The following is a 13,565-nucleotide window of genomic DNA, read 5'->3' as shown; positions in this document are numbered from 1 at the left end:
TTCTACCCGGAGATCGCCATGGACCCACGAAGCGAGGTGCTGTTGCGCCAGGCGGAACTGTTCCAGGGCGATCTGCTGCTGGCCGGCCTGCCGGCCGACGACCTGCTCGGCCAGCTGCCGCACGCCCATGGCTGGAGCTGGCATGCCGGCGAGCAAAACATCCTCAACGCACGCTTCGCCGGGCGCAGCCAGTTCGACACCGGCGTGCCCGAGCGCTCCTTCGAGGGCGCCGTGCTGTTCCTGCCGAAGTCCCGAGAGCTTGCCGACTACCTGCTGCAGGCCCTGGCCGCGCGCCTGGCCGGCTGCGAGCTGTATCTGGTCGGTGAGAAGCGCGGCGGCATCGAGCGCGCCGCCAAGCAATTGGCCGCGTATGGCAAGCCGCGCAAGCTGGACAGCGCGCGCCACTGCCAGCTGTGGCAGGTGACGGTGGACAACGCCCCGGCCGCGCCCGATCTGCAGGCCCTGGCCCAGCGCTTCGAGCTGCCCCTGGCGGACGGCCCGCTGCAGGTGCTGAGCCTGCCTGGCGTGTTCAGCCATGGTCGCCTGGATCGCGGCAGCGCGCTGCTGCTGGAGCAGTTAGACGACCTGCCCAGCGGCCATCTGCTCGACTTCGGCTGCGGCGCCGGCGTGCTCGGAGCCACGCTCAAGCGCCGCTACCCGCAGAGCCAAGTGAGCATGCTCGACGTGGATGCCTTCGCCATCGAAAGCAGCCGCCTGACCCTGGCCGCCAACGGCCTGGAGGCCGAGGTGATCGCCGGTGACGGCATCGACGCGGCGCCCGCCGGCCTTGCGGCCATCGTCAGCAACCCGCCCTTCCACACCGGTGTGCACACCGACTACCAGGCCAGCGAGCACCTGCTGCGCCAGGCTGCTCGGCACCTGGACAAGGGTGGCGAGCTGCGCCTGGTGGCCAACAGCTTTCTCAAATACCCGCCACTGATCGAACAGCACCTGGGCCTCTGCAAGACGCTGAGCGAGGCCGACGGCTTCCGCATCTACAGCGCCCGCCGCCACTGACACCTTTTCTCCCTCACTCGAGCGTCCGCCCCTGGCCGACGCTCCGGAGCTATTTTTCGTGACCGACAGCAGTACCCAGCAACCGCACCTGCAGCGCGTGCTCAAACCCCGCCACCTGAACATGATCGCCATCGGCGGCTCCATCGGCACCGGCCTGTTCGTCGCCTCCGGCGCCACGGTGGCCAGCGCCGGCCCGGGCGGCGCGCTGCTGGCCTATGCGCTGATCGGGGTGATGGTGTACTTCCTGATGACCAGCCTCGGCGAGATGGCCGCGCACATGCCGGTATCCGGCTCGTTCAGCACCTATGGCGGCCGCTTCGTCGACGAAGGCTTCGGTTTCGCCCAGGGCTGGAACTACTGGTACAACTGGGCGGTGACTATCGCCGCGGAGCTGGTCGCGGCGCAGCTGATCATGAGCTTCTGGCTGCCGGAGGTGCCGGGCATCTACTGGAGCGGCCTGTTCCTCGGCCTGATGTTCCTGCTCAACGTCGTCTCGGTGAAGGGCTTCGGCGAGAGCGAGTTCTGGTTCGCCCTGATCAAAGTGGTGGCCGTCGTGGTGTTCATCGGCATCGGTCTGGCCAGCATCCTCGGCATCATGGCCGGCATCGAATCCCCCGGCTTCAGCAACTTCACCAGCGGCGACGCGCCCTTCGTCGGCGGCCTGCAGGCCATGGTCGGGGTGGCGATGATCGCTGGCTTCTCGTTCCAGGGCACCGAGCTGATCGGCATCGCCGCCGGCGAGTCGGAGAACCCGCGCAAGAACATCCCCATCGCCATCCGCCAGGTGTTCTGGCGCATCTTGATGTTCTACATCCTGGCGATCTTCGTGATCGGCATGCTGATTCCCTACACCGACCCCAGCCTGCTGCAGAACGATGCCAGCGACATCAGCGTGTCGCCCTTCACCCTGCTGTTCGAGCGTGCCGGCTTCGCCGCCGCGGCCAGCGTGATGAACGCGGTGATCCTCACCGCCATTCTCTCGGCCGGTAACTCCGGCATGTACGCCTCGACCCGCATGCTCTACAACCTGGCCAGGCAGGGCAAGGCGCCGCGCCTGTTCGCCCGCCTGTCCAGCAGCGGCGTGCCGCGCAACGCGCTGTACGCCACCACCCTGGTCGGCGCGCTGTGCTTCTTCACCTCCATCGTCGGCGACAGCACCCTGTACACCTGGCTGCTGAATACCTCCGGGATGTGCGGCTTTATCGCCTGGCTGGGCATCGCCGTATCGCACTACCGCTTCCGCAAGGGCTACCTGGCCCAGGGCGGGCGCCTGGAAGACCTGCCCTACCGGGCCAAGCTGTTCCCCTTCGGCCCGCTATTCGCCTTCGCCCTGTGCCTGGTCATCACCCTGGGGCAGAACTACCAGGCCTTCATCGCCCATGAGATCGACTGGGCCGGCCTGGTCGCCACCTACATCAGCCTGCCGCTGTTCCTCGCCATCTGGTTCGGCTACCGCCTGAAACACGGCAGCCGGCTGGTGCGCTACAGCGAGATGAATGTACGCGGCGACGACGACTGAGCTTGCCCCGCGCGGGCGGCTTGGGCACAATGCGCGCCGTCCTAGGGGAGTAGTCTCCCGTGAGCGCCCTGCTCACCCGGCATGCGTCAACATACTTGCTCCACAGAGCATGGCGCATGCGACCCGCGGCCTGTACAGGCCTGGGTTTGACAAGACCTATGACACGCACACCTCACCCGGGGCGGGGAGGTAGTACGTGTCATAGAACAGTCGAACCCGCCCCTTAGGAATGCCTGATGTTGGAATCACTGCTCGTCCCCACCGGAATCGTTGCCCTCGCCGAAATCGGCGACAAGACGCAGCTGCTCGCCCTGTTGCTGGCCTGCCGCTTCCGTCGCCCCTGGCCGATCATCTGGGGCATCGTCCTCGCCACCCTGGCCAACCACTTCGCCGCAGGTGCCGTGGGCAACTGGGTCGCCGGTTTCTTCTCGCCGACCGCCCTGAGCTGGGTACTCGCCGCCTGCTTCGCCGCCGTGGCCCTGTGGACGCTGATTCCGGACAAGCTGGACGATGACGAGGAGTCCCACCTCAAGCGCTACGGCCCCTTCCTCACCACGCTGATCGCCTTCTTCCTCGCCGAGATGGGCGACAAGACCCAGATCGCCACCGTGATGCTGGCGGCGCAGTACCCGGACTTCCTCATGGTGGTGATCGGCACCACCCTGGGCATGCTGATCGCCAACGTGCCGGTAGTGCTTATGGGCAACTTCGCCGCCGATCGTCTGCCGCTGGCGCTCATTCGTCGCCTGGCGGCACTCGCCTTCGCCGCCCTGGCCATCTATGCAGCCTGTCAGGCACTAGGGTTCGTCGGCGGTCTGTGATCACCGGTCACGAGAACTGGCACACAAACGGGGCGTGTATGGCGTCGCAGTACTGGGTAATCTGAGCAACGAATTGCGCAGTCCGGTGCTGAAGGAGCAGTACATGTCCCTGGATGAAATGAAGAAACGCGTGCGCCAGCACATCGATCTGACCTGGAACCGCGGGCGCATGGCACTTGCCGAGCAGATGCACAGCCCGGACTTCCTCTACAAAAGCTCGTTCATCGGCCGCCCGCTGAGCAGCGCCGCCTTCGCCCAGATGGTGCAGGACATCCGTAGCGCCATGCCGGACATGGAAGTGGTGATCGAGGACTGCATCGCCGAAGGCAACAAGGTGGTGACCTGGAGCACGCTGATCGGCACCATCGAGAAGCCGGCCCTGGGCTACCCGCCCAGCGACAAGGTGCTGAGCATCTCGGCCATGGCCTTCTGGACCCTGGCGCCGAACGGCGATATCCGCGAGATCTGCACCATGTTCGACATGGAGAGCTTCCGCGCCCAGCTCGGCCTGGAAACCCGGTCCTTCGCCGAGAAGGCCCTGCCCTGATAGGAAAACGGCGCCCTCGGGCGCCGTTTTCGTTACTTCCTGGCCTGCTCGTAGAGCGGCATCACCTTGGGAATCGCCGCCTGCAGCGCGGCGATGCGGCTGCCCGACGACGGGTGGGTGCTCATGAACTCCGGCGGCGCCCCGCCGCCGGCCTTGCTCATCTTCTGCCACAGGCTGATCGCCGCGTTCGGGTCGTAGCCGGCGCGCGCCGACAGCTCCAGACCGATGATGTCCGCCTCGTTCTCGTTGGAGCGGCTGTTGGGCAGGGTCATCAGGTATTCCACGCCGGTATCGGCCACCTGCTTGCCGGCCTCGCCCAGGCCCAGCAGAGCCGCCCCGACCTGGGTCGCCATCTGCGTGCCATAGGCCTTGGACATGGCCTCACGGCTGTGCTCGCGCAGGGCGTGGGCGATCTCGTGGCCCATCACCGCCGCCAGCTCGGCATCGGTCAACTGCAGCTGCTCGATCAGGCCGCTGTAGACGATGATCTTGCCGCCCGGGCCGCAGTTGGCATTGAGCTCCTCACTGTCGATCAGGTTGACCTGCCAGTCCCACTGCGCGGCATCGGCGCGGAATACCGGGGCCTGGGCGATCAGGCGGCGGGCGATGCTCTGGACCCGCTGCGCATTCCTGCTGCTCTTGTCCAGCGCGCCCTGGCTGGAGGCCTCGCTGAGGGTCTGCTGGTAGGCCTGGGAATACATGCTGTCCACCTCCTGGGCGGACAACATGCTGAACATGTACTGCTTGCGCTCCACGCCCACGGCGCCGCCGCTGGTGGTATTCACGGCCTGGCAGGACGCCAGCAGGGAAAGGCTGGCCAGGGCAGTCAGGCGAAACAGGCTGTGCATATCGAATCTCCGGGTAATACAGGCGCCGTATGCTAGGCCGCCAGACGCAGTGGGACAATGCTCCCGCTTGCACTCTGACCGCTGGCGATCTTTGCTAGTTGCAGAGGCGGCTAATGCTTTTGTGCGGCGCGGCCGATAAGCCAGGGACAGGCACAACCCGATGATGTGGAGTCCCTATGCGCTTCAAGTCCATCCAGTTTTCCGTGGTCGTCCTGGCGGGCGCCAGCGTACTGGCCGTTGTCGTGGCACTGGTGCTGTACGCCCTGTTCGCCAGCTCACGCACCCAGACCCTGGTGCATGAACGCACCCAGGGGCTGCTGGAGCAGGTCATCGATCAACGCCTGGTCGCCCTGGCCGAAGCCCAGGTGGGCAAGCTGCAGCGCCAGTTCGAAGCGCCCATGACCCTCTCGAAGTCGCTCGCCACGCTGAACAGCCAGATGGCGCCAGGCGCGGACGGTGCCGCCAAGGTCAGCCTGAGCCGCGACGAGCTGTCGACGCTGGTAGGCGTCTACCTGAAAAAGAATCCGGAGCTGATCGACCTGTACATCGGCTGGGAGCCCAACGCCTTCGATCAGGACGATGACCTCTACGCCGGCCAGGAAGCCGCCGGCTACGACGCCACCGGGCGCTTCATGCCCTGGTGGTACCGCGATGGCGGACAATTCAAGGTCGCCCCGCTGACCGCCGTGCAGATGGAGAGCGAGAAGCTGCTGCCCACCGGCGTGCGCGAGGGCGAGTACTACCTGTGCCCCAAGGCCAGCAAGCAGCCCTGCGTGGTCGACCCGGCCTCATATGACTTCGGCGGCAAGCAGGTGCTGGTCTCCTCGTTCAACGCGCCGATTCTGGTCGACGGCCAGTTCAAGGGCGTGGTTGGCAACGACCTGGCCCTGGACTTCATCCAGGGACTGCTCACCAGCGCCAACGGCGAACTCTACGAAGGCGCCGGCGAGCTGGCGCTGATTGCCGCCAACGGCACCCTCATTGCCGCCACCAAGGACGCCTCGCTGGTCGGCCAGCCCGCTGCCAAGGCCCTCGACGCGGAGCTGCTGGAGCGCCTCAAGCAGAGCAGCGGTACCGAGCCGATTCTCAAGCTGGACGAGGAGCAACAGCTGTTCCAGCTGCTGCTGCCGTTCCAGGTGGCCGGCACTTCCACCCGCTGGACCCTGGCCATCACCCTGCCGACCTCGGCGGTGTTCGCCGATCTGCAGCAGCTGCAGGCCGGCCTGGCCGAACAGGCCAACGAGGACACCTTCGGCATGGCCCTGGTCGGCCTGCTGATCGCCGCCCTGGGTCTGCTGGTGATCTGGTTCGTCGGCTACGGCATCGCCCGTCCGCTGAAGGACATGGCGGCCATGCTCGACGATATCGCCAAGGGCGACGGCGACCTCACCGTGCGCCTACAGGTGGACCGCGCCGACGAGCTGGGGCAGATCGCCAGCGGCTTCAACACCTTCCTCAACAAGCTGCAGAACATGATCCGCGACGTGGTCACCTCGGTGCAGAAGGTCAGCGACTCCTCAGAGCACACCGCCGACATCGCCATCCGCACCAACCAGGGCGTGCAGCGGCAGATGGCCGAGATCGACCAGGTCGCCACCGCCGTGCACGAGATGACCGCCACCGCCCAGGACGTGGCGCGCAACGCCACCCAGGCGGCGGAAGCTGCCAGCCACGCCGACCGCTCGGCCAACGACGGCAAGCGCATCGTCGAGGGCACCGCCAAGGCGATTTCCGCCCTGGCCGGCGAGATCGGCCGCGCCGTGGGCGTGGTGCAGACCCTGGCCAAGGACAGCGAGAACATCAACGCCATCCTGGTGGCGATTCGCGGCATCGCCGAGCAGACCAACCTGCTGGCGCTCAACGCCGCCATCGAGGCGGCTCGGGCCGGCGAGCAGGGCCGCGGCTTCGCCGTGGTGGCCGACGAGGTGCGCAACCTGGCGCAGAAGACCCAGCAGGCCACCGAAGAGATCCAGAGCATGATCCAGCAGCTGCAGCACGGCACCCGCGAGGTGGTGACCGTGATGGAGCAGAGCCAGGCGCGCACCGACGACAGCGTGCAGCAGGCGCAGATCGCCGCCTCGGCGCTGGAGAACATCACCCAGGCGGTATCGGTGATCAACGACATGAACACCCAGATCGCCAGCGCCGCCGAGGAACAGAGCGCAGTGGCCGAGGACATCAACCGCAACGTCACCAACATCGGCCAGGTGGCCGCCGAAGTGGCGGGCGGCGCCGACGAGGCCAGCGGTGCCAGTGCCGAGCTGACCAAGCTGGCCGAGCAGCAGCGGCGGTTGATCAATCAGTTCCGGGTGTAAGACGGGAAATGGCGGGATTATTAACCCCGCCTTCCATTGCATCAGACGGTAGCCCGGACTTCAGTCCGGGACTGGCGACAGACCCCGGACTGAAGTCCGGGCTACACCGCTGTCAGACCTTGTGCGCCCAGCGCTGGCGCAGCCACTCCAAGTCTTCCGGTCGGGTGATCTTCAGATTGTCCGCCCGTCCCTCCACCAGCTTCGGCGCCTGCCCGGCCCACTCCAGGGCCGAGGCCTCGTCGGTGATGGCCACGCCGGCCACCAGCGCATCGGCCAGGGCCCGATGCAGGGCGGCAAAGCGGAACATCTGCGGCGTATAGGCTTGCCAGATCAGGCTGCGGTCCACCGTCTCGGCCACCCGGCCATCGGCACCCGCGCGCTTGAGCGTGTCGCGGGCCGGCACGGCCAGCAGGCCGCCGACCGGATCGTTCGCCAGCTCGCCCAGCAGACCGTCGAGGTCGCTGCGCGCCAAATTGGGCCGCGCGGCGTCGTGCACCAGCACCCAATCATCGGCTTCGGCGCCCAGTTCCAGCAGCTGCAGCAGGCCGGCCAGCACCGAGTCGGCGCGCTCGGTGCCGCCTGCAGCGCGACAGATGCGCGGATCATTGGCACAGGCCAGGGTCGGCCAGAAGGGATCGTCCGCCGCCAGGCTGAGCACCAGACCCTTGAGCCGCGGATGATCGAGGAAACAATTGAGGCTGTGCTCGAGGATGGTCCGCCCGGCCAGCTGCAGATACTGCTTGGGGCGGTCGGCACGCATGCGCGAGCCGATGCCGGCGGCGGGAATCACCACCCAGAAAGCGGGAAGTTCGGGGTTGTTCATTCGGCCAGCTGGTAGAGGGTCTCACCCTCTTTGACCATGCCCAGCTCATGGCGGGCGCGCTCTTCCACGGTCTCGGTGCCTTTCTTCAGCTCCAGCACTTCGGCCTCGAGGATGCGGTTGCGCTCGAGCAAGCGCTCGTTCTCGCCCTGCTGATCGGCGATCTGGCGCTTGAGCTCAGTGACCTGAGCCAGGCTGCCCTCACCCACCCACAGGCGATACTGCAGACCGGCCAGCACCAGCACGAGGGCGACGAACAGCCAGTAGGGAGCTTTCGACATCGGTACAGAAATATCCATATGAAAAGGGCAGCTTGCGCTGCCCCTTTTACCATTCCCGGCTTAGCCGCGGAACTCGGCGCGGCCTTTATAAGGCGCTTTCCCGCCGAGCTGCTCTTCGATACGCAGCAGCTGGTTGTACTTGGAGACGCGATCCGAACGGCACAGGGAGCCGGTCTTGATCTGGCCGGCGGCGGTGCCCACGGCCAGGTCGGCGATGGTGCTGTCCTCGGTCTCACCGGAGCGGTGCGAGATCACGGCGGTGAAGCCGGCGGCCTTGGCCATCTGGATGGCTTCCAGGGTCTCGGTCAGCGAGCCGATCTGGTTGAACTTGATCAGGATCGAGTTGCCGATCTTCTCGTCGATGCCGCGCTTGAGGATCTTGGTGTTGGTCACGAATAGATCGTCACCAACCAGCTGCACCTTGTCGCCGATCTTGTCGGTCAGGACTTTCCAGCCAGCCCAGTCGGACTCGTCCATGCCGTCTTCGATGGAGATGATCGGGTAGCGCTGGGTCAGGCCGGCCAGGTAGTCGGCGAAGCCTTCGGCGCTGAATACCTTGCCTTCGCCTTCGAGGTCGTACTGGCCGTCCTTGAAGAACTCGGACGACGCGCAGTCCAGGGCCAGGGTGATGTCCTCGCCCAGCTTATAGCCGGCATTGGCCACGGCCTCGGCAATGGCGGCCAGGGCGTCTTCGTTGGAGGCCAGGTTCGGCGCGAAGCCGCCCTCGTCACCCACGGCGGTGTTCAGGCCACGGGCCTTCAGCACGGCTTTGAGGTGATGGAAGATCTCGGCACCCATGCGCAGGGCGTCGGCGAAGTTCTTGGCGCCAACCGGCTGAACCATGAACTCCTGGATGTCGACGTTGTTATCGGCGTGCTCGCCGCCGTTGATGATGTTCATCATCGGTACCGGCATGGAGTAGACGCCCGGGGTGCCGTTGAGGTCGGCGATGTGCGCATACAGCGGCACGCCCTTGGCCTGAGCGGCGGCCTTGGCGGCAGCCAGGGACACGGCGAGGATGGCGTTGGCACCCAGCTTGCCTTTGTTCTCGGTACCGTCCAGTTCGATCATGGCCAGGTCGAGGGTCTTCTGCTCACGGGCGTCTTTGCCCAGCAGCAGGTCGCGGATCGGGCCGTTGATGTTGGCCACGGCCTTCAGCACGCCCTTGCCCAGGTAACGGCTCTTGTCGCCATCGCGCAGTTCCAGCGCTTCACGGGAACCGGTGGAGGCACCGGACGGCGCGCAGGCGCTGCCGATGATGCCGCCTTCGAGGATCACATCGGCTTCTACGGTGGGGTTGCCACGGGAGTCGAGAACCTCACGGCCCTTGATGTCGACGATCTTTGCCATTCTTGCTAGCTCCAACAGTTGAAAGATGCGTGAACGAGAGGCTTATGCCGTCTCGATCGGGGCAAAACTTTTGACCAGATCATCCAGCTGCTTGAGCTGGGTGAGGAAGGGTTCCAGCTTGTCCAGACGCAGGGCGCAAGGACCATCGCACTTGGCGTTGTTCGGGTCCGGGTGGGCCTCGAGGAACAGGCCGGCCAGGCCCTGGCTCATGCCGGCCTTGGCCAGGTCGGTGACCTGGGCGCGACGACCACCGGCCGAATCGGCGCGGCCGCCCGGCATCTGCAGGGCATGGGTGACGTCGAAGAACACCGGGTAGTTGAACTGCTTCATGATGCCGAAGCCGAGCATGTCCACCACCAGGTTGTTGTAACCGAAGGAGGAACCGCGCTCGCAGAGGATCAGTCGGTCGTTACCGGCCTCTTCGCACTTGGTCAGGATGTGCTTCATCTCCTGGGGCGCGAGGAACTGGGCCTTTTTGATGTTGATCACGGCGTTGGTCTTGGCCATGGCCACCACCAGGTCGGTCTGCCGCGAGAGGAAAGCCGGCAGCTGGATGATGTCGCACACCTCGGCCACCGGGGCAGCCTGGTAGGGCTCGTGCACGTCGGTGATCACCGGCACGCCGAAGGTCTTCTTCACTTCCTCGAAGATCTTCATGCCCTTTTCCAGGCCCGGGCCGCGGAAGGAGGTGACGGAGGAGCGGTTGGCCTTGTCGAAGCTGGCCTTGAACACGTAGGGGATGCCGAGCTTCTCGGTGACGCGCACGTATTCTTCGCAGGCCTGCATGGCCAGGTCGCGCGACTCGAGGACGTTGATGCCGCCGAACAGCACGAACGGCTTGTCGTTGGCGATCTCGATATCGCCGACCTTGATGATCTTCTGGGTCATGTCCTTTGCCTTATGCCTTGCCGGCCTGCTTCAGCGCGGCCTTGACGAAGCCGCTGAACAGCGGGTGGCCGTCACGCGGGGTGGAAGTGAATTCCGGGTGGAACTGGCAGGCGACGAACCACGGATGATCCGGAGCCTCGACCACTTCGACCAGCGCGCCGTCGGCGGAGCGACCGGTGATCTTCAGGCCGGCCTGCTCCAGTTGCGGCAGCAGGTTGTTGTTCACTTCGTAGCGGTGGCGATGGCGCTCGACGATCACGTCCTTGCCATAGCACTCGCGCACGTTGGAGCCGCCGATCAGCTGGCAGTCCTGGGCGCCCAGGCGCATGGTGCCGCCCAGGTCGGAGGCGTCGGTACGGGTCTCGGTAGCGCCGGTGGCGTCCTGCCACTCGGTGATCAGGCCGACCACCGGATGGCCGCTGTTCTGGTCGAACTCGGTGGAGTTGGCGTCCTTCCAGCCCAGCACATTGCGGGCGTACTCGATCACCGCCACCTGCATGCCGAGGCAGATGCCCAGGTAGGGAATCTTGTTCTCGCGGGCGTACTGCACAGTCTTGATCTTGCCTTCCACGCCACGCAGACCGAAGCCGCCCGGCACCAGGATGGCGTCGACGCCTTCCAGCTTGGCGGTGCCTTCGTTCTCGATCTCCTCGGAGTCGATGTAGCGCAGCTTGACCTTGGTGCGGTTCTCGATGCCGGCATGGCCCATCGCCTCGATCAGCGACTTGTAGGCATCCAGCAGCTCCATGTACTTGCCGACCATGGCGATGGTGACTTCCTTCTCCGGGTTCAGCTTGGCATCCACCACGCGGTCCCACTCGGAGAGGTCGGCCGGATTGCACTGCAGGCCGAAACGCTCGACGACGATGTCGTCCAGGCCCTGGGCATGCAGCACCGACGGAATCTTGTAGATGGTATCGACGTCTTCCAGAGCGATGACCGCACGCTCCTCGACGTTGGTGAACAGGGCGATCTTGCGACGCGAGGCCAGGTCGATCTCGTGGTCGGAGCGGCACACCAGCACGTCCGGCTGCACGCCGATGGAGCGCAGTTCCTTGACCGAATGCTGGGTCGGCTTGGTCTTGGTCTCGCCGGCGGTAGCGATGTATGGCACCAGGGTCAGGTGCATGAACATGGCGCGCTTGGCACCCAGCTCCACGCGCAGCTGGCGCGCGGCCTCGAGGAACGGCTGGGACTCGATGTCGCCCACGGTGCCGCCGATCTCGACCATGGCCACGTCGGCATCACCGGCGCCCTTGATCACGCGGCGCTTGATCTCGTCGGTGATATGCGGGATCACCTGGATGGTGGCGCCCAGGTAGTCACCACGGCGCTCCTTGCGCAGCACGTCTTCGTAGACGCGGCCGGTGGTGAAGTTGTTGTTCTTGGTCATCGTGGTGCGGATGAACCGCTCGTAGTGACCCAGGTCGAGGTCGGTCTCGGCGCCGTCGTGGGTGACGAACACCTCGCCGTGCTGGAACGGGCTCATGGTGCCCGGATCGACGTTGATGTACGGGTCCAGCTTGAGCATCGTGACCTTCAGGCCCCGCGCCTCCAGGATGGCCGCCAAAGAAGCCGAGGCGATGCCTTTCCCCAAAGAAGAAACAACACCGCCCGTGACGAAGATGTAGCGCGTCATGAAAAATCCTAGAAGTCAGCGTTCAAGCGGTCAGCGCCGCCGGGGTAAAAGCGCAGGCGGTCCTTGACCAACCTGAAATAAGCATGCCACTGCGGGTTCCGAGGGAGCCCACAGAAGCAGTAACAAGACGGGAGCGTAGTCTACCGGAAAGGCCCTTTCAGCTCAAACCTTGTGCGTTGGTCGGCGGCAACCAGTGCAGCCGCCACTCTCCCGATGGGGGACCATCCAGGCCCGGCAGGTTGGCCACGGCCAGCAGCTCGTCGCCGCGATACAGCAGCGGCAGGCGCCCGCGCACGAATGCCGGCACACCGCGCTCGTTGAGCAGACGCTTGAGATCGCGATGGCCACGCCCCGCCAGCGCCATGACCTCGCCGCCCTGCCGATAACGCACTTGCAGCGGGGCGGCAGGCCCCTCTCCTTCTATCCGCACCCGACCATTGTCGGGCAAGCGCAGCGGCTGCGCCGAATCGGCCCAGACCGCGGGCTGCGGCGGCTGTTGCAACCACTCGCCGGAGAGCCACCACAACCGCCCGTCGGAGCGTCTCAGCTCGCCGCCATCCAGACGCCAAAGCGCAGCGGCATCCGCCGCCGCATCGCGCAGATCGCGCCAACCGGCCCAATGCTCGCTATCCGGCATTTGGGTATGCGGTGCAAGCCAATGACGCAGCGCGTTGCGCTGACGCGCCTCGGACAACGCGATCAGGGGCTGCAGCTGCACGGACGGCAGGCCCAGCCAATCGAACGCACCTAAGCGATGTGCTGCGGCCAGATCCTGCTCGGCCAGTTCGGCGAGCAATTGCGCGGCCTCGCGCATATGTTCGGCGGTTCGCGCCAGGCTGGCGCCGGCCTGCGGCCAGTGACGCGCCAGCGCGGGCAACACCTCGCGACGCAGGAAGTTGCGCGCCAGCCCGGTATCGGCATTGGAGGGGTCTTCCACCCAGCGCAGGTCATGCTGGCGGGCATAGGCCTCGAGCTGTGCACGCGGCACCTGCAATAGCGGGCGTACCAGCCATCCCTCGCCGAGACGGCGAGCCGTCGGCATGCCGGCCAGGCCACGCACGCCGGCGCCACGCAGCAGGCGGAACAACAGGGTCTCGGCCTGATCGTCACGATGCTGGCCGGTCAACAGGATTTCGCCCTGCCCTAACTGGCGCTCAAAGGCGGCATAGCGCGCCTCGCGCGCCGCCCGCTCCAGACTGGCGCCACTATCCACCTGCACCCGCTCGATGCGCAGCGGCACGCCCAGCTCGTCACAGAACGACTGGCAATGGGCCGGCCAGGTATCGGCGATGGCCTGCAAACCATGGTGAACATGCACGGCGGACAGCGGCGGCAGCGCCTCGCACTCGCGCAGGCGTGCCAGCAGGTGCAGCAGCACGGTCGAATCCAGCCCGCCAGACAGCGCGACGCTCCAACCCGGCGCGCTACGCCAGGGAGCCAGTGAATTGAGCAGGGAAGTTTCGAGCGCGGTCATGCCGCCAGCTTAAACAACAACGGGCCCGAAGGCCCGTGGTTGATGC

General features: G+C 65.9%; 12 protein-coding genes, 1 pseudogene and 1 riboswitch. Of the genes and pseudogenes, 6 read left to right on the top strand and 7 right to left on the bottom strand.

Annotated elements, in window-relative coordinates; translation table 11 throughout:
- Positions 1–18 precede the first annotated feature (18 nt).
- The 4 genes from FFS62_RS18690 to FFS62_RS18675 all read left to right on the top strand — a co-directional run bounded on the left by FFS62_RS18690 (position 19) and on the right by FFS62_RS18675 (position 3,904).
- Entirely contained in the window at positions 19–1,017 is a 999-nt protein-coding gene (locus FFS62_RS18690) for a class I SAM-dependent methyltransferase (protein ID WP_137974349.1), read from the top strand.
- Positions 1,018–1,075: 58 nt separating this feature from the next.
- Complete coding sequence (locus tag FFS62_RS18685) at positions 1,076–2,536, top strand: amino acid permease (protein ID WP_137974348.1); 1,461 nt, start codon at positions 1,076–1,078, stop codon at positions 2,534–2,536.
- 32 nt (positions 2,537–2,568) lie between these two features.
- Positions 2,569–2,683: riboswitch (yybP-ykoY riboswitch) on the top strand.
- A gap of 92 nt (positions 2,684–2,775) precedes the next feature.
- Positions 2,776–3,357: a TMEM165/GDT1 family protein gene (locus FFS62_RS18680; RefSeq protein ID WP_137974493.1), complete on the top strand. Its 582-nt coding sequence runs from the start codon at positions 2,776–2,778 to the stop codon at positions 3,355–3,357.
- A gap of 103 nt (positions 3,358–3,460) precedes the next feature.
- On the top strand, positions 3,461–3,904 hold the full coding sequence (locus FFS62_RS18675; protein ID WP_137974347.1) for an ester cyclase: 444 nt from the start codon (positions 3,461–3,463) through the stop codon (positions 3,902–3,904).
- 32 nt (positions 3,905–3,936) lie between these two features.
- Here the strand turns inward: FFS62_RS18675 and FFS62_RS18670 are convergent, their stop codons facing one another.
- Entirely contained in the window at positions 3,937–4,752 is an 816-nt protein-coding gene (locus tag FFS62_RS18670) for a M48 family metallopeptidase (protein ID WP_137974346.1), read from the bottom strand.
- Positions 4,753–4,928: 176 nt separating this feature from the next.
- Here FFS62_RS18670 and FFS62_RS23735 point away from each other — a divergent pair.
- Together FFS62_RS23735 and FFS62_RS23730 are read left to right on the top strand one after the other, a co-directional pair.
- Positions 4,929–6,209 (top strand): annotated as a pseudogene (locus FFS62_RS23735) (HAMP domain-containing protein); the annotation flags it as partial.
- Positions 6,210–6,224: 15 nt separating this feature from the next.
- Positions 6,225–7,067: a methyl-accepting chemotaxis protein gene (locus FFS62_RS23730; RefSeq protein ID WP_371920161.1), complete on the top strand. Its 843-nt coding sequence runs from the start codon at positions 6,225–6,227 to the stop codon at positions 7,065–7,067.
- Between the two features lie 112 nt (positions 7,068–7,179).
- Here FFS62_RS23730 and ispD read toward each other — a convergent pair whose 3' ends face one another.
- The 6 genes from ispD to tilS all read right to left on the bottom strand — a co-directional run bounded on the left by ispD (position 7,180) and on the right by tilS (position 13,519).
- A complete protein-coding gene (ispD, locus tag FFS62_RS18660; RefSeq protein WP_137974344.1) occupies positions 7,180–7,890 on the bottom strand; it encodes a 2-C-methyl-D-erythritol 4-phosphate cytidylyltransferase in 711 nt (236 codons plus the stop codon).
- Positions 7,887–8,168: a cell division protein FtsB gene (gene ftsB, locus FFS62_RS18655; RefSeq protein ID WP_137974343.1), complete on the bottom strand. Its 282-nt coding sequence runs from the start codon at positions 8,166–8,168 to the stop codon at positions 7,887–7,889. The genes ispD and ftsB overlap by 4 nt, the downstream gene beginning before the upstream one ends.
- A gap of 60 nt (positions 8,169–8,228) precedes the next feature.
- A complete protein-coding gene (gene eno, locus FFS62_RS18650; protein WP_137974342.1) occupies positions 8,229–9,518 on the bottom strand; it encodes a phosphopyruvate hydratase in 1,290 nt (429 codons plus the stop codon).
- Between the two features lie 42 nt (positions 9,519–9,560).
- On the bottom strand, positions 9,561–10,406 hold the full coding sequence (kdsA, locus tag FFS62_RS18645; protein WP_137974341.1) for a 3-deoxy-8-phosphooctulonate synthase: 846 nt from the start codon (positions 10,404–10,406) through the stop codon (positions 9,561–9,563).
- A 10-nt stretch (positions 10,407–10,416) separates the two neighbouring features.
- Entirely contained in the window at positions 10,417–12,045 is a 1,629-nt protein-coding gene (locus tag FFS62_RS18640; RefSeq protein WP_137974340.1) for a CTP synthase, read from the bottom strand.
- Positions 12,046–12,202: 157 nt separating this feature from the next.
- Positions 12,203–13,519, bottom strand: a complete 1,317-nt coding sequence (gene tilS / locus FFS62_RS18635) for a tRNA lysidine(34) synthetase TilS (RefSeq protein WP_137974339.1) — start codon at positions 13,517–13,519, stop codon at positions 12,203–12,205.
- Positions 13,520–13,565: the final 46 nt, after the last annotated feature.

Source organism: Pseudomonas sp. F(2018) (genome assembly GCF_005508865.1).
Taxonomy (GTDB): Bacteria; Pseudomonadota; Gammaproteobacteria; order Pseudomonadales; family Pseudomonadaceae; genus Aquipseudomonas.
This window is presented reverse-complemented; position numbering and strand designations above follow the sequence as displayed.